We start from the raw sequence: 20,290 nt of genomic DNA, 5'->3' as shown, positions 1-20,290 counted from the left end.
CCTCCTCAGCGCAGCTTCGGGTCGAGGGCGTCGCGTACCGCGTCGCCCAGCATGATGAACGCGAAGACCGTGAGGCTGAGCATTCCTGCCGGGAACAGCAGCGCGTGCGGGTTGTCCCGGATCGCCTGGCTGCCCTCGGCGATGTCGATGCCCCACGAGATCGTCGGGTCCGCGAGCCCGAGTCCGAGGAACGAGAGCGTCGCCTCGGCCGAGATGTACCCTCCCAGCGCGATCGTGGCCACGACGATGGTCGGGGCGAGCGCGTTCGGCAGTACGTGCCGGAAGAGGATCCGCGGGGTGCCGGCGCCGAGCGCGCGGGCCGCCGTCACGTAGTCCGCCTGCTTGGCGGTGATCACGGAGGACCGCATCACACGGCAGATCGAGGTCCAGCCCAGGAAGGCGAGGGCCAGGATCACCACATAGACCTTGCGGTCGGTGAAGGCGTTCAGGACGACCATCGCACCGAGCAGGAAGGGGATGCCGAAGAAGATGTCGGTGATCCGGGAGATCACGGAGTCGAGCCAGCCGCCGAAGTACCCGGCGAGCATGCCCAGCAGGCCGCCGACCAGGGTGACGGCCGCGGTGACGCCGACACCGACCAGGATCGAGGCGCGGGTGCCGTAGATGACACGCGCGTAGATCGAACGTCCCTGACCGTCGTAACCGAACCAGTCGGCCTGGAAGAAGTGTCCCAGCTCCGGCTTGGTCAGGAAGTGGTTGGTCAGATCGCCGTCGCGCGGATCGGCGCCGGTGAACAGCCCCGGGAACGCGGCGATGACCAGCAGGATCAGCAGCAGGATCGAGGAGATCCAGAACATCGGACGGTGACGCAGGTCGAACCAGGCGTCGCCCCAGAGGCTGCGCGGCTTGCCCTGGGCCTTGTGGCCGTCGGCGGCCGAGGGGGCGGCGGTGGCGTCCACCGCCTCTGCGGTCTGGGTCTCGGTCACGTCAGGCATACCGGATCCTCGGGTCCAGGACCGCGTACAGCAGGTCGACGAGCAGGTTGATCACAAGGATGACGAGGACGAAGACCGTGACAACGCCGACGATCGTCGATCCCTCACGCTGCTGCAGCGCCTTGAAGAGCAGGTTTCCGACACCCTGGACATTGAAGATGCCCTCGGTCACGACCGCTCCGCCGATGAAGCCGCCGACGTCGGTACCCAGGAAGGTGACGACCGGGATCAGCGAGTTGCGCAGCAGGTGCACACCGATGATGCGACGTCGCGGCAGGCCCTTGGCCATCGCGGTACGCATGTAGTCGGCACGCAGGTTCTCCGCGAAGGTCGTGCGCGTCAGCCGTGCCACGTACGCCATGGAGAGCATGGCGAGAACGAAGCCCGGTAGGAACAACTGCGCGTAGTTCGTGGAGTCCTGGACGTTCGGGGCGACCCAGCCGAGCTGGTCCGCGAGGACGAAGCGGGCGAGGAAGCCGAGCACGAACACCGGGATCGAGATGACGATCAGGGTGAAGATCAGCACGCCGGTGTCGGCGGCCTTGCCGGCCCGCAGGCCCGCCCAGGCGCCGAGCCCGATGCCGACGACGATCTCGATGAGCATCGCCACGGCGGTCAGCCGGAGCGTCACCGGGAACGACTCGGACATCTCGTCGATGACCTCGCGGCCACCGAACGTCTTCCCGAAGTCGCCCTGGAAGAGGTTGCCCATGTAGTCGATGTACTGCTTCCACAAGGGCTGATCGAGCCCGAACTCATGGCGCAGCGACGCAACCTGTGCGGGGTCCGCCGCCTTGTCTCCCCACATCGCCCGGATTGGGTCACCGGGAAGGATGTGGACCATGAGGAAAATAATCAGAGTGGTCCCGATGAACACCGGGATCATCTGGAGCAGTCGCCTTGCGACGTAACGCCCCATCATGCCTCCATGCCGTGAGGGGTCGGCGATGGCCTTCTCAGAGTTGTCTCCGCCGCGGGGTGTGGGGGGAGAGCCCCGGGGCCTGCGCCTACGGGCCGGTTCCGCCATTCCCAAGAAGGAACGGCGGAACCGGCCTTCGGGTCCCGATACTTACTTCTTGGCCTTCACCTGGACGTCGGTGAAGATGGGGTCGCCGTCCTGGCCGTAGACGATCTTGCCGAAAACGTTCTCCGACTGGCCGGAGTTGACCTTGTAGAACCACAGCGGGATGGCCGGCATGTCGTTCTTCAGGAGCTGCTCAGCCTCCTGGTACATCTTCACGGTGTCGTCGAGCGTCTTGGCCTTGTCGGCCTTCGAGGCGAGAGCGTCGAACTCCTTGTTGGAGTAGCCCGAGGTGTTGCCCGCGGCGGTGGTGCCGTACAGGTCGCGCATGAAGTTCGAGTTGACCGGGTAGTCGAGCACCCAGCCACCGCGGTACATGGACTTGACCTGCTTGTTGTCGCGGGCGTTCAGGTCCGCCTGGAAGTCCGGCTTGGAGTCGCCGGTGCACTCGACACCGGTGGCCTTGCGGATGCTGTTGCAGACCGCGTCGACCCACGGCTTGTGCGACTGGTCGGCGTTGAACTGGATCGAGATCTTGTTGCCCGGGACGCCGCCACCCTGCTTGATGAGGTCCTTGGCCTTGGCCGGGTCGTACTTCACGACGTCACCGAGGGCGCCGGGCTTGTAGCCGAGCACACCGCGGGCGACGAACGAGTCGGCCGGGGTACGGGTGCCGTGCAGCACGGTCTTGGTGATCGTCTCGCGGTCGATCGCCATCGACAGACCCTGGATGACCTTGGGGTCGATGTTCTTGAACTGCTTGGTGTAGAACGCCGGGACGATCGACTGGACCGCGGAGTACTCGGAGTCGATGGCGCGGTCGCCGAGGTCCTGCTTGTAGCTGGTCAGCGAGGTGGTCGGAATCTGCTCGATCCAGTCGAGGTTGTTCGACCGCAGGTCCGAGTAGGCGGCGTCGGCGGTGGTGTAGTTCTTGAAGTCGATGCCACCGTTCTTGGCCTTGTTCGGGCCCTGGTAACCGTCGAACTTCCGAACCTTGATCAGCTTCTTGTGCTCCCACGAGACGAACTTGTAGGGGCCGTTGCCGATCGGGTGCTGGCCGGCGGCCTGCGGGTCCTTGAAGAAGGACTCGGGCAGCGGCGCCCACACGTCGTAACCCAGCTTGTACGCGAAGTACGAGACCGGGCCGCTCAGCGTGATGGTGAAGGTGTTGTCGTCGACGACCTTCAGACCGGACATCTTGTCCGACTTCGGGGCACCCTTCTCGGGGTGGACGTCGGCGTAGCCCTTGATGTCCTGGAACCAGCTGGAGTTGGTCTGGTTGTTCTTGACGTTGGCCGACCAGTTCCAGGAGTCCACGTAGGACTTGGAGGTGACCGTGGTGCCGTCGTGGAACTTCCAGCCCGGCTTGAGCTTGACGGTCCACACGGACGAGTCCGCGTTGGGCGTCACGGACTCGGCGTTGATGTACGTGAGCTTGCCGGTGCCGGGCTCGTAGCTGACCAGGCCGGAGAAGATGGCGCCCAGGACACGGCTGCCCTGGCTCTCCTTGGCGTTCGCCGGCTGCAGCGGGTTCTGCGGCTCGCCGAGCTGGGCGGTCAGGATCCCGTTCGGGTCCGCCTTGCCCGACTTCATGCCACTGTCACTGCCCTTGTCGCTACCACCACAGGCGGTCGCGGCCAGGGCGATGATGGCCGCTCCCGCGACCCACTTGGCGCTCTTGGCACCACGCATGGGTTTCCTCCTCATGAGTCCACTTTTGACTACAAGAAGGGCACTGGAGTGATACACCGACACCCCTGACGGTGATCGTTTCCGTGCCCTGAGTGTGCTCGTGAGTCGGCACTCCCCACAGTGCGTGACCCATTGACCCGAGCTCAATGGAGCCAACTATTAAGTACGTCCGGGCCGTAAACCACACTTAAAGGGTCTCGGTTTGACAACATCGACAGGGCGCGGTTGATCGAAATCCGGACAAAGTGATCCCAGACAGACACACCCGAAACGGACCGTTAACACATGTTCCGGAGAGCGACGCTCGATAACCGGACACCTCGGGCAGAAAAACGAGTTGACGAAAAGACCGGGCCCCCACAGTGTCTGCGGGGGCCCGGGTCTCATGTCAATGGCTCGAACGGCTCTTGCTGACGACCGTCGGCCTACGCCGCGTCAGCGCTTGGCGCGGGACGCGGCGCGGCCGCGCTCCTTCTGGTCCAGGACGACCTTGCGGATGCGGACCGTCTCCGGGGTCACCTCGATGCACTCGTCCTCGCGGCAGAACTCCAGGGACTGCTCCAGGGAGAGCTTGCGGGCCGGGACCACGTTCTCCGTGGTGTCCGCGGAAGCCGCACGCATGTTGGTGAGCTTCTTCTCCTTGGTGATGTTCACGTCCATGTCGTCGGCGCGGGAGTTCTCGCCGATGATCATGCCCTCGTAGACCTCGGTGCCGGCCTCGGTGAAGATGACACCGCGCTCCTGGAGGTTGACCATCGCGAACGGCGTCACGGAGCCCGCGCGGTCGGCGACCAGGGAGCCGTTGTGGCGGGTGCGCAGCTCGCCGAACCACGGCTCGTGGCCCTCGAAGATGGAGTGCGCGATGCCCGTGCCGCGGGTCTGCGTCAGGAACTCCGTACGGAAGCCGATGAGGCCGCGGGACGGGACGATCCACTCCATGCGGACCCAGCCCGAACCGTGGTTCGTCATTGTCTCCATGCGGCCCTTGCGGGTCGCCATCAGCTGGGTGATCGCACCGAGGTGCTCCTCGGGGGAGTCGATCGTCATGCGCTCGATCGGCTCGTGCGTCTTGCCGTCGACCTGCTTGGTGACGACCTCCGGCTTGCCGACCGTGAGCTCGAAGCCCTCACGGCGCATCTGCTCGACGAGGATGGCCAGCGCGAGCTCACCGCGGCCCTGGACCTCCCAGGCGTCCGGGCGCTCGGTGTCCAGGACGCGGAGCGAGACGTTACCGATCAGCTCGCGGTCGAGGCGGTCCTTCACCTGGCGGGCGGTGACCTTGTGGCCCTTGCCGCCCTTGCCGACGAGCGGCGAGGTGTTCGTGCCGATGGTCATCGAGATGGCCGGCTCGTCGACCGTGATCAGCGGCAGCGCGATCGGGTTCTCGGGGTCGGCCAGGGTCTCGCCGATCATGATGTCCGGGATGCCCGCGATGGCGCAGATGTCGCCGGGGCCCGCCTTCTCGGCCGGCTGGCGGGTGAGCGCCTCGGTCATCAGCAGCTCGGTGATGCGGACGTTGGACATCGTGCCGTCGCGCTTGATCCAGGTGACGGTCTGGCCCTTGCGCAGCTCGCCCTGCTCGACGCGGCAGAGCGCGATACGGCCGAGGAAGTTGTCGGCGTCCAGGTTGGTGACGTGGGCCTGCAGCGGGGCCTCGTCGTCGTACTCCGGGGCCGGGACGTGCGACAGGACCGTGGAGAAGAACGGCTCCAGGTTGTCGCTGTCCTGCGGGACGGTGCCGTCCTCGGGCTTGGTCAGCGAGGCCACGCCGTCACGGGCGCAGGCGTAGACGATCGGGAACTCGATCTGGTCCTCGTCCGCGTCCAGGTCCAGGAACAGGTCGTACGTCTCGTCGACGACCTCGGCGATCCGGGAGTCGGGGCGGTCCGTCTTGTTGATGCAGAGGATGACCGGCATCTTCGCGGCGAGTGCCTTGCGCAGCACGAAGCGGGTCTGCGGAAGCGGGCCCTCGGAGGCGTCGACGAGCAGCACGACCGCGTCCACCATCGACAGACCACGCTCGACCTCGCCGCCGAAGTCGGCGTGGCCGGGGGTGTCGATGATGTTGATCGTGATCGGGTCCCCGCCGTCCTTGGGGTGATACTTCACCGCCGTGTTCTTGGCGAGGATCGTGATGCCCTTCTCACGCTCCAGGTCGTTCGAGTCCATCATGCGTTCGTCGAGGTTCTCGGCGGCGTGCGCGGCGAAGGCGCCGGCCTGCCTGAGCATGGCGTCGACCAGGGTGGTCTTGCCGTGGTCGACGTGGGCGACGATGGCTACGTTACGGATGTCGTGGCGCGTGGGCATGGGTGGCTAGCGCTTCTCTCGGGTCGTGGGATCAGGCGTCTCAGTCGGTCTCGGGTCCTCGTACGCCCGCCGGGCGGACGCGCCACGGCTACCCACCATGGTACGGGGCTGGCGCCGTGGCGGCTTCCCGGGCGATTCCTACCGGCCTCGGGACGGGCGTACGGCCTCACGGGCCGCGGCCTCGCGAGCGTGCGCGGCAGCTCGTCGCGGTCGGGCACCGCGCCGCCCGGACTGCCCCCCTGTCCTCGCGTGCCCGGCGGCCGGCTCCAGGTCGGCCCCGTTGCGCGCGGCCCCGCCCGGTCGTCGTCGAACCGGCCGTCCGGAGGCTCTCGCGGATGGTTCCGTCGCTCGCCGTACCGGCGCTCGCGCCCGTCCCCCGCACGGCAGCGCGGGCCACGGCCGCCGCGTCCGCCGCGTGTTTCCGCCCCCGTGGTCATGTCTTCCGGTGGATTTCACCAGTGGCCATGACCACGGCCCCGGGGAGGGGGACGGCGGACACGGGGCGGAAGCGGCTTCAGAGGTGGGGCTCCGAAGCGGCGGCTCCGGGACGGGGCCCGGAGCCGGGGCTCCGGGGTGGGGGCTCGGAGGTGGGGGGAGTGAGCGGCCACCCGGCTCGGCGGGCAGGCACGACCTTGCCCGCCGGGGAGCCCGGCGGGCAAGGGACTTGAGCCAGTTCTGAGCTTCCGATTCGTTTCTGACTTGCTACTTCTTCTTGTTCCCCGGGGCTCCGGCAGCCTGCGGCTCCTTGAAACCGATGTCCTGGTAGTGGGGTGCCCCGAAGCCGAAGGCGCCGACGTTCGCCAGCTTTCTGTTCGTCGCGACGAGCTGCGGACGCTGATAGAGCGGAATCGATCCTGCCGCGGCCCAGATCCGGGCGTCCGCCTGCTTCATCAGGTCCTGCGCGGCCCCCTCGTCGAGCTCCGAGGCCGCCTGGTCGAAGAGCTGGTCGATGTGGTCCGTACCGACGCGGGTGTAGTTCTGCTCGACCAGCAGCGAGCCGTCGGTGGCGGGCACCGGCTTGGCGAAGATCGGGCGGTCGTCGGTGGCCGGGTAGGCGGTGGCCGGCCAGGAGTACAGCGCCAGGTCGTAGTCGCCGGAGGCGATGTGGTCCTTGAAGTAGCTGTCGTCGGAGACCTTGGTGACCGTCGTGCCGATGCCGATCGAGTCGAGCATCGCCGAGATCCGCTGCCCGACCGCGCGCAGCGGCTCCGACCCCGGACCCGACGGCAGGACGAAGCGCAGGTTCAGCGGCTTGCCGTCCTTGCCGAGCGGGCCGCGGCGTGCCTCGGCGGCCTGGGCGGGGGCCGCGGTGCCCGCGGGGGCGTACGCACCGGTGGTGCCGCCCGGCCGCTTGTCCTGGGCGGTGACCTTGGAGACGGTGTCCTCGGAGGTGCCGGCCCCGGCCAGGTGTCCGGCCTGGCGCAGCAGGGCGGCGCTGTGGAACGCGGCGGCGGGCGCGGGGGCGAGGACCTGGAGGGCGCTCCCCGCTCCTTCGGCGTCACCGGGCTTGTTGTCGTCCCCCACGATGTACAGGCCGTCGTCGGCGGCGGGCTCGCGTCTGTGGGCGGCGCCGTCGGCCTTGCCGTCGTCGCTCCCGGTGCCCGGGGTGCCGGTGCCGGGCTTGTTGTCGTCGCCCTCGGTGCCGGGCTTGCCGGGTGGGCGGCCGGCCTTCTCGGAGCCGGCCGGCTTGTCGTCCTTCCCGGCGGTGCTCCCCTTGTCCTTCGTGTCCTTCTTCCCGGCCTCGCTGCCCGCCTTGGTGCCGTCCGGCTTCTTGACCGCGCCCTCCTGCGTCCAGCCCGCTTCGGCCAGCAGCGCCCGTGCCTCCTCGGTGTTCTGGCCGCCGAGCGCGTCGCTGTTGTCCTGGTACGCGGGCTGTCCGGCCAGGGCCAGGTGACTGCCGAGCGGTACGGCGGGCAGACCGAGCGGTTTGAGCACGGTGTCGACGAGCTCCTGGCGGTTCAGGGCGCGTGCGACCGCCCGGCGCACCCGGTCGTCGGCCAGCGGCCCGGACTCGCCGTTCAGCGCGAGCTGGGTGTACGCGGGCTCCAGCGACTTGCGGACCGCGTACGAGCGCAGCTTGCCCTGCTCGGCGGTGTACGCCTCGGCCGCCGCCCTGGCCTTCTCCCTGGCCGCCTGCGCCGCAGCCGCCTCCTCCGCGTTCGAGCCGTGTGCCACGGCCCAGGAGCGCAGTGCGGCGGCCGGGCCGTCCCCGGAGCCGGGGCCCTGGGCGAGCGGCTGCCCGTTCCCGCCGCTGTCGCGGCCCGCCTGCACGATCCGGTGCGCCGCGGCGGCGTCGACATCGGCGACGTCGACCTTCCCCTCGGTCAGCGCCTGGGCGCGGTCCTGCGGCTTGACGGCCCGGAAGACCAGCTTGTCGAGCTTGGCGGTCGCGCCCCACCAGCGCGGATTGCGGACCAGGGTGACCTCGCCCGCCTTCGTGTCCATGCCGGCCAGCCGGAATGGTCCGGCGGTGGCCTTGAGAGTGGTGCGCGCGCCGTCGTTGAAGGAGTTCGGGGAGCCGGTCACCTCCTTCGGGTACAGCGGGGAGAAGAGCGAGCGCCAGTCCGCGTACGGCTTGGCGAAGGTGACCCGGACCTCCAGGTCGTCGGCGCCCCGCTCGATCTTCTCGATCCGCTCGTAGCCGGCGTTGCGGGCGGTCCAGTACGCCGAGTCCTTGCCGCTCAGCGCCCGCCACTGGGCGACGAAGTCGGGCGCCCCGATGTCCCGTCCGTCGCTCCACACCGCCTGTTGGTTGAGCCGGTAGACCACCACCTGCCTGGGCTCGCGCTCGACCACCTTCGCGGACTCCAGATAGTCCGGATTCAGCTGCGGCCTGCCCTTGGCGTCCAGGGGGAACAGCGTCGGCAGCAGGGCACCGGTGATCCGGGTGGTGGCGCTGTCGGCGTCGGCCTGGAAGACGTTGAGGGTGGTGGGCATGGTGTCGATCGCCCAGTTGACCGTGCCCCCCTGGGCGACCAGGTCCCGGCCCGCGACCGCGATGTCCTGGGGGACGACGGCGCCCGCCGTGCCGCCGTCGTCGGAGCTGCAGCCCGCCAGCACGGGGAGCGTCAGCACGCCCGTCGTGAGGAGCGCGAGCGAGCGGCGCTTTCTGGCCGTCCCCCGCGGGACGCCGACGTGGGACATGGCTGATACCTCCGAGGCCGGACCGGCCCACCCGCACCGGAATGGGTCAGATTCTGGATTCTTGGTGTCATATGTAGCTGATCACACTGGTTTCGTCCGTCCACTGAAGGCGCCCTCGCGCGAGCCGCGGCGCAGACACGGCGCAGCGGCCCGCAACCTCACCCGGGCGGCGCAACGTCGCGCGATACCGGGAAGGCCCACGCTCTTCACCCCGCGGTTGTGACGCGTGACACTCTCGGGCGCATGAAGATGGCCGCCCGCGACCGCGGAAGTGAGGGCAAGTCATCTCACTGCACGAAGAATTGACGGTTGTTCAGCACTGCCTCGACGACCTGGTCCGCACCGTCGACCGGCTGGAGCGGAGCATCGCGCGGCTGCGCGGGACGGAAGCCGGAGCGGCGTCGCTCGAAGCCGCCGACCGCACCGGACCCGTCGACGTGCCCTGCCTGGCTGAGAACTGCGCGCCGAGCTGGACATGCCCCCCTGGCCGCCGCCGAGGCAGGACTCGGCCGGAAGGCGACGGCCCAGGAGGAGCACGGGTTGGGGTACTGCGACATCACGAAGGGCTGCACGGAGGTGTGCCCCGAACACATCAGGATCAGCGACAACGCGCTGATCCCGCCGAAGGAGCGGGCCGTGGACCGGAAGTACGACCCGCTGGTGTGGCTGGGGAACAAGATCGGCCGGCGCGGGGACCGGGTGTGAGGCTCAGAGGCCGCCCGACAGGCTCTCAGCCGAGCAGCTTGACGATCGCCTCGGTGGTGTCCGTCTCGCCGAGGCGCGGGAAGATCTTCTCGACGCTGTTGCGGTGGGTGTCCGCGTCCATGTCGGTGACCGCGTCCGTGGCGATGGTCACGTGGTAGCCGTACTCGTGCGCGAAACGGGCGGTGGACTCGACGCCGATGCTGGTCGCGACGCCCGCGACGACGATCTGGGTGACGCCTCGGCGGCGCAGCTGGAGGTCGAGGTCGGTGCCGTGGAAGGCGCCCCAGTTGCGCTTGGTGACGACGATGTCGTCGTCGCGCGGGCCGAGCTCGGGCACGATGTCCGCCCAGTCGGCGGGCGGCCGGCCGCCGGACTGCGCCGGCGCCTCGTTGCGGCCGGGGGCACCGCCGGTGACCCGGACCAGGACGACCGGGAGGTCCTTGGCGCGGAAGACGTCGGCGAGGGTCACGGCGTTCGCGACGACATCGGCGACGGGGTGGACGGTGGGCCGGCTGACGATGCCGTTCTGGAGGTCGACGACGACCAGGGCGGTCTTCGGGTCCAGAGTGGTGGCGGTCATGGTGGAGCTCCTGTGACTCGGGGGTGGAAACGGTTCAGGTACGTGCGCGCAGGGCGCGGTCGGTGACGGTCAGGACGATCAGCAGCAGGCCGAGGACGACGGAGACCGCCGCCATGAGGTGGAGCCCGCCGTTGCTCGCCGACCGCCCGTAGGCGAGGGCGATCAGGCTGGACGCGGTGATGGCCCCGATGTACTGGGCGGTGCGCTGGAGTCCGGCGGCGGAGCCGATGCTCTCGGGCGGGGCGTACGACTGGACGGCGGCCTGGTTGCTCGTACCGATCAGCCCCTGCGGTATGCCGAAGCAGGCTCCGGCGAGCAGCAGTACGGCGAGCGGGGTGGAGCCGGAGAAGAACGCCAGCACCCCGGCGCCGACGGTGAGCAGCACACAGGCCAGGGCGAGCGGACCGCGGATCCCCTTCGTCCGGGCGCCGAGCAGCGAGCAGACCAGCGCGGCGAGCGACATCGGCAGCATCAGCAGTCCGGTGTGCCCGGAGGAGTAGCCCCGTACCTCCTCCAGCCACTGCGTGTACCCGTACATCACGCAGTAGATCAGCAGATAGCTCACACCGTGCCGCAGATACGTACGGGCGAGTGCTCCGTTGTCCGCGAGCATCCGCAGGTCGATGAAGGGCCGGGGACTGCGCAGCTGCCACCACACCAGGACGCCGGTCAGTACGGCGAACGGCGCGAGCAGCCACCACATGGGATGGGAGAGATCGAGCACGAAGACGACCAGCACGGTGAGCGCGGTCGAGAAGAGGCCGATGCCGAGCGGGTCCAGGTCGAGCTTCGGCACGCTGCCGTCGGCGGCCCGTCCGCGCGGCGGGTCCGCCGGGATCCAGAGCAGCGCGGAGCCGAACGCGAGGAGCGCGACGGGCACGTTGACGGCGAAGATGCCGCGCCAGCCGACGGCCATGACGAGCAGCCCGCCGAGGGTGGGCCCGACGGCGGCGCTGCCGAGCGCGGCGAAGGAGAGCCTCGCCAGGACCGCACGCGGGGTCGGGCGGCCGATCCGCCGGGACTCGTCGCGCAGTACGGCCATGGCCGCCGGATACGCCGCCGACGTGCCGAGGCCGAGCAGCAGCCGGGAGACCAGCAGCCACCCGAAGTCCGGCGCGAACGTGCCGACCAGGCCGGATGCCATCACGACGATCAGCCCGGCGAGGAAGACGCGGCGGGGGCCGAGGACATCGGCGAGCTTGCCGAGTACAGGCTGGGCGACGGCGCTGGCGAGATAGAGGACCGAGATCAGCCAGGCGGTGTCGGCGGCCCCGATGCCGAAGTGGTGTCCGATCGCCACCAGGGCGGTGGAGATCATCGTGGTGTTGAGCGGATTGAGCAGGGAGCCGATGAGGAGCGGGGCGGTGAGGCGGGCGCTGAATCCGGGGGCGGGCCGCCCCGCGGACGGCGGTACGGCTGCTCCGGCGGGTGCCGGCGCGGAGGTCACGGTCCCTGCCTGCGCCGGTGCGGAGGTCGCGGTCCGCGTCTGCGCCGGCGCGGGAGCCGGCACCGCCGCGGATATCGCCGCCGCGGGTGCCTCACGGCCGGTCGGCTCCCGGCCGGAGGGTCGACCGGTCGGCTCCCGGCCGGAGGGCCGGCCGGTCACTTCCCGACCAGTCGGTCGAGCAGCTCCGCCGCCTCGGCGACCGTGCGGCGTTCGGCCCCGTCGAGCTCGGCGGCGATGGCTTCGGCGAGCCAGTTGTGCTTGGCGGCCCGGACCGCGGCGAGCGTGGTGAGTCCCGTCTCGGTGATCGATATCACCGACTTCCGGCCGTCGGCCGGATCGGGCGCCCGCTCGACGAGTCCCTGGCCCTCCAGCGCACCGAGGGTCAGCCGCATGGACTGCGGACGCACGTACTCGGCGCGGGCCAGCGCGGCCGTGGTGGCCGGGCCCTCACCCTCCAGCCGGGCTAGCACCGAGCGCTGGGTCGGCGTGAGCAGGCTCTCCGACGACGTGGTGCGCAGCCGCCGCAGCAGTCGGCTGACCGCGGCGGTGAGCCGCGTCGCCAATTGTTCGGCGGTCGGCTCGGCACGAGGGTCCACAGGCCTGGCTTCGGTCGGTTCCGGCATGTCTTCACCGTAGAAGATGCACAGGCCATCTTGCAAGGTTACCTGTCTGTTCTTGGATGGTCTTGCCCGTCGTGCAACCAGCGATCTAGGGTGAATGCGCTTTCAAAAGAGGGTCGGTACGTGCAACAGCAGGTACTTCGGTACGGAAGAAGAAGCGGACGGTCGGTCGAGTGAGCGCGCCAACGGTGTACGACGTCGCCGAGCGGTCGGGCGTCTCCATTGCCACGGTTTCGCGGGTCTACCGCACCCCTGATTCGGTACGCGCCCAGACCCGCGAGCGGGTCCTCGAAGCCGCCCGCCAGCTCGGCTACGTACCCAGCGGGAACGCCCGGGGCCTGGCCAGCCGGACCACCGGCGTGCTGGGTCTCTGCTTCCCCGACATGGCCGATCCCGACGCCGAGGCCGACGCGGAGGCCGACAGCGACGCCGACGACGCGGTGATGCTCTACTCCGACCAGATCATCCGGGGCATGGAGCGGGCGGCGCGCCGGCACGGTTACGCGCTGCTGATCGCGGCTTCGCTGGAGGGCGGGGCGGAGAGCGTCGCGAAGGTCGCGGGACGGGTCGACGGCTTCGCCGTACTGGCGCGGACCGTGCCGACCGAGGATCTCGAAGTGATATCGCGCCGACTGCCGGTGGTGATGCTCGCCGGACCGCGCGAGATCGACCACCTCGACCACATCGTCGTCGCGAACGCCGACGGGGAGCGTGAGCTGGCCCGCCATCTGATCGAGGACCACGGGCTGCGCAGACTCGCGTTCGTCGGGGGTGAAGCCGACTCGCCGGACGCCGAGGCGCGGTTCCGCGGCTTCCAGGAGGCGTGCCGCGACGCCGGACTGCCGGTGCCTGACGAACCCGACCTGCGAGCCGAGCTGATGACGCAGGCGGAGGGCGCGCGGGCCGCGGAGGCGCTGCTCGACCGGGGGCCCGAATGGCCGCAGGGCGTGCTGTTCGCCAATGACCAGATGGCGGTGGGCGCGCTGCGCGCGCTGGAGCGGCGCGGGGTGCGCGTACCCGAGGACATCGCGGTGACCGGTTTCGACGGGATTCCGCTCAGCCGGATCGTACGGCCGCCGCTGACGACCGTACGCCAGCCGATCCGCCAACTCGGCGAGCAGGCCGTCGAGTTGCTGGTACAGCGCCTGGGCAACAGCGGGCGCGAGCCGGTGTCGCTCATGCTTCCGGTATCGGTGATCCACCGCGCGAGCTGCGGCTGCGCGTGACGGGAGCGGCACGCACGGGCGCGATCAGATGGCGCCCGCCCGGCACGTCGAGCCCGTCCGGCCCCTGAAGGCGAAGTCCCCCGCCGGTCGAGCCGCCCGAGGGGGAACCATCCACTGGTTGTCTGCGCCGGAACCGGTCCCTGGAAGGTCGGGTGAGTCCGCGGAAGGTTCGGCCAGTGCACCGCTACCCCGGGTAGAGGGCAGGGCGGCACTCCAGGAAGTGGCACAGCCGACGGCGCTGCGTGTGGTGCATGGGCAGTGGGTCGAGTTCTGCCGGTTTCACGGAGCGGAGTTCCGTGCTCTCGTCCGAGATGACCGGCGCGCCCCCGGTGATGGGCGCGGTGAAGCAGACGTTGAACTGTCGCCTCACCGCGCGGGCCCGCGCCCCGCTCGCACCGCCGACCGCGTGTGGGCCGGGCTCTGACGTGCGATGCCACGGGCGGCAAGGGCCGCAGCCCCGGCCGCCGCCCCGCCCCGCCTCACCGCCCCAGGCGCGCCCCGAAGAACTCCCGACGGGCCGCCCGCAGCCCCTCCGTCTCCGCCGCCAGCCCCTCGTGCTCGAAGTGCCCCGCGCTCAGCACCAGCAGCTCGTGCTCGCCGGCCAGCGCGTTGTGCACGGCGAACTGCCCCGGCGGCGGCACCGAGGGGTCGAACAGCGCCGCGGCCACCAGCGTGGGCAGCTCCAGCCGTGTCGCGGCCGTGGCGGCGTCGAAGTACCGCAGCACCTCCACGACCTCGGGATGCTCCCGGTGATGACCCCGCACCGCCTCCCCGCTCCCCCCGCACGGCAGCGTGAGCCTCAGCGGATGGTTGCCGAAGGTCGGCACGGTCAGCTGCGCGGCGCCGAACCGGTCGTCCCAGGGCAGGGCCAGCGCGCCGAGTCCGCCACCGAAGCTCTCGCCGAGGTACCCGAGCCGCGGGCCGCCCCGGTCCGGTGCCAGTTCCGGCACCAGTTCGTGCAGCGCCGACGCCGCGCACCACAGGTCCGCCACGCAGTCGCCGATGACGTAGGTGTCGCGCGATGCGATGCCGTGCAGCACATGGCGGTCGGCCACGTCCGGGATGCCCGCCCACAGGCCGCGCGCGCCCATGCCTCGTACACACGGCAGGATCGCCGCCGCCCGGGGCAGCGGCAGCGGTACGTCGGGGCCCGGCTCCTGCCTGCCGCCGTAGCCGTGCCCGACGACGAATCCGTACTCCGCGGCCCCCTCGGCGGGCAGTGCGACCCAGCCGCCGAGCCGTACCCCGCCGACGGAGGTGAAGGTCACCCCGTGGATCCGTACGCCGTCGCGCTCCTCCTCCAGCGGGCCGAGTTCCGGCTCCGTGGCGACCTTGCGGGCCTCCTCGAAACGGGCCTGCCAGAAGGAGTCGAAATCGTCCGGGGCGGCCGGAGCGGGGACGTCCAGCAGGTCCTGGAGCGTACGCCCGTAAGCCGGATCGAAGGGGAAGTCGTGTTCGAACGAAGCCATGGACCCGACCGTATCGGCCGCGCCCGCGGCGGTACAGGCCGTTGATCATCATGGGGCCCTCAGCGAAATCGGTCACATCATCCACAATTTCGCAAACAGTGCACTTACCGTGCCAAGTTGAACATTCAGATGTCCAGCACGTTGCACGAGTGTGACCTAGCACCCTCTTGCGGATTCCTGAATCTCTGCCGCAGAGTGATGTATGCGCTTACAGGCAGCGCATACATTCGGATTGCTCAAGGAGGAGCCCTCCATGTCCCGCACCGCCAGAACAGCCACGGCCGGAATCGCGACCGCAGTCGCGCTCACCTTCGGTATCACCGCGTGCGGCAGCTCCGGTGGCGACGACGTCGCCGCGGACAAGAAGCAGACACTCACTGTCTGGGCCATGGGGGCCGAGGGCGAGAAGCTCGCGGATGTGGCCAAGGTCTACGAGAAGGCCAACCCGAACGTGACCGTGAAGGTGACCCCGGTCGGCTGGGACGTCGCCCACCAGAAGCTGGTCTCCGCGGCCGCCGCCGGCACCCTGCCGGACGTGGCGCAGATGGGCGGCAGCTACATGGGCGAGTTCGCCGAGCTCGGCGTGCTGGAGCCGGTCGACACCAAGACCTTCCAGGAGAAGGACTTCTTCCCGGCCGGCTGGCAGCAAGGCGAGGTGGACGGCAAGGCGTACGGCGTGCCGTGGTACGTCGACACCCGCGTCCTCTACTACCGCACCGACCTGGCAGAGAAGGCCGGCGTCAGCAAGGCCCCGACCAACTGGAAGGAGATGCAGGACCTCGCCACGGCCTACCAGAAGAAGGCCGGAACCAAGTGGGGCCTGTCCATCCAGCCGAGCGGCCTGGACACGGTGCAGAACTTCTACTCCTTCCTGTACTCGGCCGGCGGCGAGATCGTCAACGACAAGGGCGAGGTCGTCATCGACAGCCCCGAGGCCGTCAAGGCGCTCAAGGAGTACGGCTCGTACTTCGACAAGGGGCTCTCCAACAAGTCCGTGCAGCCCGGCTACGACGTGGTGAAGGACTTCGGCAACGGCCGTGTCCCGATGTTCTTCGGCGGTCCCTGGCACGTCACCCTGCTGAACGAGGGTCAGCCGCAGGTCAAGGGCAAGTGGGCGGTGGCCAATGTGCCCGCCGACAAGTCCTCCGTCTCCATGGCCGGCGGTTCCTCCCTGGTCGTCTCCAAGGACAGCAAGCACAAGGCCGCCGCCACCGAGTTCATCAAGTACCTGACGGACACCAAGGGCCAGGCCGACTGGTACAAGCGCACCAAGGACCTGCCCGCCAACACCTCCGCCTGGACCTCCGGCGACCTCGCCGACGACGCCGACCTCCAGGTCTTCAAGAAGCAGATGGACACCGCCAAGTCCTCGCCCTCGCTGTCCAACTGGACCGAGATCACCGACAAGGTCGACCAGGCCATCGCCAAGGTGACCCAGGGCAAGGCGTCCGCCGAGGACGCGCTCAAGACGGCCCAGTCCCAAATCGAAGGCCTCGTGAAGTAGGAGTCATGCGCACCATGACCTCAAAGGCCGCGGAGTCGGCCAAGGGGCAGGCCGGGCCGGGGGGCTCCACGCCCCCGGCCACCGGGCCCACGGGTCGCCGGGGCGGCAGGAAGCCCTCGATGGGCGTGCAGAACGTGGCCGGCTGGCTGTTCTCCACTCCCTTCCTCGTGCTCTTCCTCGTCTTCATGGCGTTCCCGATCGTCGCCACGCTGGTGATGAGCTTCACCGACTTCGGGCTGCGCAATGTCACGCACCCGCTGGACGCGAACTTCATCGGCTTCGAGAACTACGTCAATCTCTTCAGCGACGACAAGTTCCTCAAGTCGCTGTTCAACACGGCGTACTTCGTGGTGATCGGTGTCCCCCTGACCATCTTCCTCGGGCTGGGTGTCGCCGTACTGCTGAACAACGGCATCGACCGGGCGCGGACCTTCTTCCGCGTCGGCTTCTACGCACCGGTGGTCACGACCATCGTCGCGGTCGCCGTCGTCTGGCGGTTCGTGCTCGACCCGAGCGACGGGCTGATCGCGGGGCTCTTCTCCGAAGTGGGCCTCACCTCACCCGACTTCCTCGGCTCCGAGAAGCTCGCCATGCCCTCGATGATCGCGATGGCCGTCTGGCGCAACCTCGGCACGGTCATGGTGCTCTTCATCGCCGGTCTGCAGGCCATCCCCACCGAGGTGCGGGAGGCCGCGCGGCTGGACGGTGCCGGTGTCTGGCAGGAGTTCAAGGGCATCACCGTGCCCCTGCTGCGGCCCACGCTGCTGTACGCCACGGTGATCACCACCATCGGCTACCTCAATGTCTTCGAGGAGCCGTTCGTGATGACCCAGGGCGGTCCCTCGGACTCCACGCTCACCGTCTCGCTGAACATGTACCGCGAGGGCTTCAACTTCTTCCACATGGGCTATGCGAGTGCCATGGCGTATGTCCTCTTCGTAGTGATCATGGGCATCACGGTGCTGCAGCTCCGACTGCTGAAGGACAACACGAAATGAGCGCCACCAGTGCACCGGGCGCCGTCTCGACGGCCCCGTCGAAGGAGCCCGGGGACACACGGCCGGCCGGGACGACGTCCAAGGCGAAGAAGGCCCGCAACCCCAGGCGCCCGCTCGTCTACGTCCTGCTCTCGGTCGGTCTGCTGATCATGTCGGCGCCGTTCCTGTGGATGGCCCTCTCGGCCTTCAAGACACCGCAGGAGCTGACGGCCAGCCCGCCCGTGTGGATCCCGACCGACTGGACCCTGGAGAACTTCCGGGAGCTGCTCGACAAGCTCGACCTGCCGCTGTACTTCATGAACTCGGTGATCGTGGCGGTGCTGGTCACCGTCTCGAACCTGGTGTTCTGCTCGATGCTCGGGTACGCCCTGGCCAAGCTGAACTTCGCCGGCCGCAACAAGATCTTCGGCCTGGTCCTCGGCGCCCTGATGGTGCCCGGCAACCTGATGCTGCTGCCGCTCTTCGTGCTGATGAGCAAGCTGCACCTGATCGACTCGTACGCCGGGCTGGTGCTGCCGTTCGCCGCCGGGGCCTTCGGTGTCTTCCTGATGCGGCAGTTCATGCAGTCGATCCCGGACGAGCTGCTGGAAGCGGCCCGGATGGACGGCGCCGGCGAGTGGTACATCTTCTGGCGGATCGTGATGCCCCTGGTGAAGCCCGCCCTGGCGACGCTTTCGATCTTCACGTTCCTGGGCTCCTGGAACAACTTCGTCTGGCCGCTCATCGCGACCAACGACCCCGACAAGTACACCCTTCCGGTCGCCCTGGCCACCTTCGCCACCGACCCCAACAAGGCGGGCGGGTCCAACGGCATGCTGATGGCAGGGTCCCTGCTGGTCGTCCTGCCCGTCGTGGTCCTGTTCATCGCGCTCCAGCGGCACTTCACCCAGGGCATCGCCACGGCGGGCATGAAGTAGCCCGCCCCGGGCGGGCCGAACCGGGCAGCCGCCCGGCCCGGCCGCCCCACCGAAACGTACGAGGCCGCGCGCCCCGCACCCCGCCGGCCACACCCCTTCACGCACCAGAAAGACAGTTTGCGATGACTCACACCCAGGTCCCGTTCCCCGAAGGCTTCCTGTGGGGCGCCTCCACCGCCGCCCACCAGATCGAGGGCAACAACACCAACAGCGACTGGTGGGTCAAGGAGCACACCGCGGGCACCCACATCCAGGAGCCCAGCCTGGACGCCTGCGACAGCTACCACCGCTGGCACGAGGACATGGACACGCTGGCCGGCCTCGGCTTCACCGACTACCGGTTCTCCATCGAGTGGGCGCGCATCGAACCGGCCGAGGGCCGGTTCTCCCGGGCCGAGCTCGCCCACTACCGCCGGATGGTCGAGGGTGCGATCGAGCGCGGCCTGCGCCCCATGATCACCCTGCACCACTTCACCGTGCCGCAGTGGTTCGAGACGCGCGGCGGCTGGACCGCCGAGGGCGCGGTCGAGCTCTTCGCCCGCTACGTCGCGGCCTGCGCGCCGGTGATCGCCGAGGGCGTCAGCCACGTCTGCACGATCAACGAGCCGAACATGATCGCCGTGATGGCCGGCCAGGCCAAGCGGGGCGACAACAGCTTCCCGCCCGCCGGGCTCCCGACCCCTGACGACGAGACCACCGAGGCCGTCATCGCCGCGCACCACGCGGCCGTCAAGGAGGTCCGCGCGATCAACCCGGACATCGAGGTCGGCTGGACCATCGCCAACCAGGTCTACCAGGCCCTGCCCGGCGCCGAGGAAGTCACCGCGGCCTACCGTCACCCCCGCGAGGACGTCTTCATCGAGGCCGCCCGCGGCGACGACTGGATCGGGGTGCAGTCCTACACCCGGACCAAGATCGGCCCCAAAGGCCCCGTCCCGACACCGGACGACGCCGAGCGCACCCTCACGCAGTGGGAGTACTACCCCTCCGCGGTCGGCCACGCGCTGCGCCACACCGCCGAGGTGCTCGGCAACGACGTGCCGCTGATCGTGACCGAGAACGGCATCGCCACCGACGACGACAGCCGCCGCGTCGACTACTACACCGGCGCGCTGAACGAGGTCGCGTCCGCGCTGGAGGACGGCCTCAACATCCAGGGCTACCTGGCCTGGAGCGCGCTCGACAACTACGAGTGGGGCTCCTACAAGCCGACCTTCGGCCTGATCGGCTGGGACCCGGAGACCTTCGAGCGCCTGCCCAAGCCGTCCGCCGTCTGGCTGGGCGGGATGGGCCGCACGCGCGCGCTGCCGCGCATCGCCGACTGACGTCGGCCCCCCGACCGGGAGCGACCTGACCGCTCCCGCCCGTACGGGAACCGGCGACACCTGACGGACGCCGGTTCCCGTACAGCCGGGCCCTGTCCGGCCCCGATCCGCCGGACAGGCCCTTCGCCCGCGTGGGCGCCGCACGTATCCAGCCCCGCCCACGTGCGGCACCCACGCGGGTGCCGTACGCACGGCACGGCGTCCCGCGCCCTCAGAGCCTGTCGGGCGGCCTCTGATCGGGCGGCCACGCCCTGGCACGCACTCCCCCAAGGCCTCAAGGGCCAGGGGGACCCCCTCCCGCGTTGCCGAAATGCCCTAGTAGCTCCATCCCCGAGCTCTCAGCTTCGTTCGAGCAGGGGAGACCCCATCCGAGGACATC

14 protein-coding genes and 2 pseudogenes are annotated in these 20,290 nt (G+C 69.3%); 6 read left to right on the top strand and 10 right to left on the bottom strand.

Annotated elements, in window-relative coordinates; genetic code table 11:
* Window positions 1–5 precede the first annotated feature (5 nt).
* The 5 genes from ABZ826_RS19055 to ABZ826_RS19035 form a co-directional block, all read right to left on the bottom strand.
* A complete protein-coding gene (locus ABZ826_RS19055) occupies window positions 6–956 on the bottom strand; it encodes an ABC transporter permease (protein WP_361449125.1) in 951 nt (316 codons plus the stop codon).
* A complete protein-coding gene (locus ABZ826_RS19050; RefSeq protein WP_361449122.1) occupies window positions 949–1,875 on the bottom strand; it encodes an ABC transporter permease in 927 nt (308 codons plus the stop codon). The genes ABZ826_RS19055 and ABZ826_RS19050 overlap by 8 nt, the downstream gene beginning before the upstream one ends.
* A 150-nt stretch (window positions 1,876–2,025) precedes the next feature.
* Window positions 2,026–3,669: an ABC transporter substrate-binding protein gene (locus ABZ826_RS19045; RefSeq protein ID WP_361449119.1), complete on the bottom strand. Its 1,644-nt coding sequence runs from the start codon at window positions 3,667–3,669 to the stop codon at window positions 2,026–2,028.
* A 435-nt stretch (window positions 3,670–4,104) separates the two neighbouring features.
* A complete protein-coding gene (gene typA / locus ABZ826_RS19040) occupies window positions 4,105–5,976 on the bottom strand; it encodes a translational GTPase TypA (RefSeq protein WP_361449116.1) in 1,872 nt (623 codons plus the stop codon).
* Between the two features lie 702 nt (window positions 5,977–6,678).
* Window positions 6,679–9,120: an ABC transporter family substrate-binding protein gene (locus ABZ826_RS19035; RefSeq protein ID WP_361449113.1), complete on the bottom strand. Its 2,442-nt coding sequence runs from the start codon at window positions 9,118–9,120 to the stop codon at window positions 6,679–6,681.
* A 463-nt stretch (window positions 9,121–9,583) separates the two neighbouring features.
* Between ABZ826_RS19035 and ABZ826_RS19030 the strand changes: the two are divergent.
* Window positions 9,584–9,825 (top strand): annotated as a pseudogene (locus ABZ826_RS19030) (succinate dehydrogenase/fumarate reductase iron-sulfur subunit); the annotation flags it as partial.
* Window positions 9,826–9,850: 25 nt separating this feature from the next.
* Here ABZ826_RS19030 and ABZ826_RS19025 read toward each other — a convergent pair.
* The 3 genes from ABZ826_RS19025 to ABZ826_RS19015 form a co-directional block, all read right to left on the bottom strand.
* Window positions 9,851–10,405, bottom strand: a complete 555-nt coding sequence (locus ABZ826_RS19025) for an isochorismatase family protein (protein ID WP_361449110.1) — start codon at window positions 10,403–10,405, stop codon at window positions 9,851–9,853.
* A gap of 34 nt (window positions 10,406–10,439) precedes the next feature.
* Window positions 10,440–11,852: an MFS transporter gene (locus tag ABZ826_RS19020; RefSeq protein ID WP_361449107.1), complete on the bottom strand. Its 1,413-nt coding sequence runs from the start codon at window positions 11,850–11,852 to the stop codon at window positions 10,440–10,442.
* Between the two features lie 155 nt (window positions 11,853–12,007).
* A complete protein-coding gene (locus ABZ826_RS19015; RefSeq protein WP_361449104.1) occupies window positions 12,008–12,475 on the bottom strand; it encodes a MarR family transcriptional regulator in 468 nt (155 codons plus the stop codon).
* Window positions 12,476–12,645: 170 nt separating this feature from the next.
* Between ABZ826_RS19015 and ABZ826_RS19010 the strand changes: the two genes are divergently transcribed.
* On the top strand, window positions 12,646–13,698 hold the full coding sequence (locus tag ABZ826_RS19010) for a LacI family DNA-binding transcriptional regulator (protein WP_361449101.1): 1,053 nt from the start codon (window positions 12,646–12,648) through the stop codon (window positions 13,696–13,698).
* A gap of 184 nt (window positions 13,699–13,882) precedes the next feature.
* On the opposite strand, the pseudogene ABZ826_RS19005 reads toward ABZ826_RS19010, so the two are convergent.
* Window positions 13,883–14,068: pseudogene (locus ABZ826_RS19005) on the bottom strand (DNA mismatch repair protein MutT); the annotation flags it as partial.
* 109 nt (window positions 14,069–14,177) lie between these two features.
* The gene (locus ABZ826_RS19000) at window positions 14,178–15,167 is read right to left on the bottom strand and encodes an acetylxylan esterase (protein ID WP_361449098.1); all 990 of its coding nucleotides are present in this window, start codon (window positions 15,165–15,167) and stop codon (window positions 14,178–14,180) included.
* Window positions 15,168–15,420: 253 nt separating this feature from the next.
* Here ABZ826_RS19000 and ABZ826_RS18995 point away from each other — a divergent pair, with 253 nt between their 5' ends.
* The 4 genes from ABZ826_RS18995 (at window position 15,421) to ABZ826_RS18980 (ending at window position 19,911) form a co-directional block, all read left to right on the top strand.
* Complete coding sequence (locus ABZ826_RS18995) at window positions 15,421–16,671, top strand: sugar ABC transporter substrate-binding protein (RefSeq protein ID WP_361449095.1); 1,251 nt, start codon at window positions 15,421–15,423, stop codon at window positions 16,669–16,671.
* 5 nt (window positions 16,672–16,676) lie between these two features.
* Window positions 16,677–17,669: a sugar ABC transporter permease gene (locus tag ABZ826_RS18990; RefSeq protein ID WP_361449091.1), complete on the top strand. Its 993-nt coding sequence runs from the start codon at window positions 16,677–16,679 to the stop codon at window positions 17,667–17,669.
* On the top strand, window positions 17,666–18,586 hold the full coding sequence (locus ABZ826_RS18985; RefSeq protein WP_361449088.1) for a carbohydrate ABC transporter permease: 921 nt from the start codon (window positions 17,666–17,668) through the stop codon (window positions 18,584–18,586). The genes ABZ826_RS18990 and ABZ826_RS18985 overlap by 4 nt, the downstream gene beginning before the upstream one ends.
* A 122-nt stretch (window positions 18,587–18,708) precedes the next feature.
* Window positions 18,709–19,911 (top strand): family 1 glycosylhydrolase, encoded by a 1,203-nt coding sequence (locus ABZ826_RS18980; protein ID WP_361449085.1) that lies wholly within the window; start codon window positions 18,709–18,711, stop codon window positions 19,909–19,911.
* Window positions 19,912–20,290: the final 379 nt, after the last annotated feature.

The sequence above is a fragment of the Streptomyces sp. NPDC047515 genome, assembly GCF_040643055.1.
Taxonomy (GTDB): Bacteria; Actinomycetota; Actinomycetes; order Streptomycetales; family Streptomycetaceae; genus Streptomyces.
The sequence above is the reverse complement of the archived record's forward strand: the minus strand, read 5'-3'. Positions and strand labels throughout refer to the sequence as shown.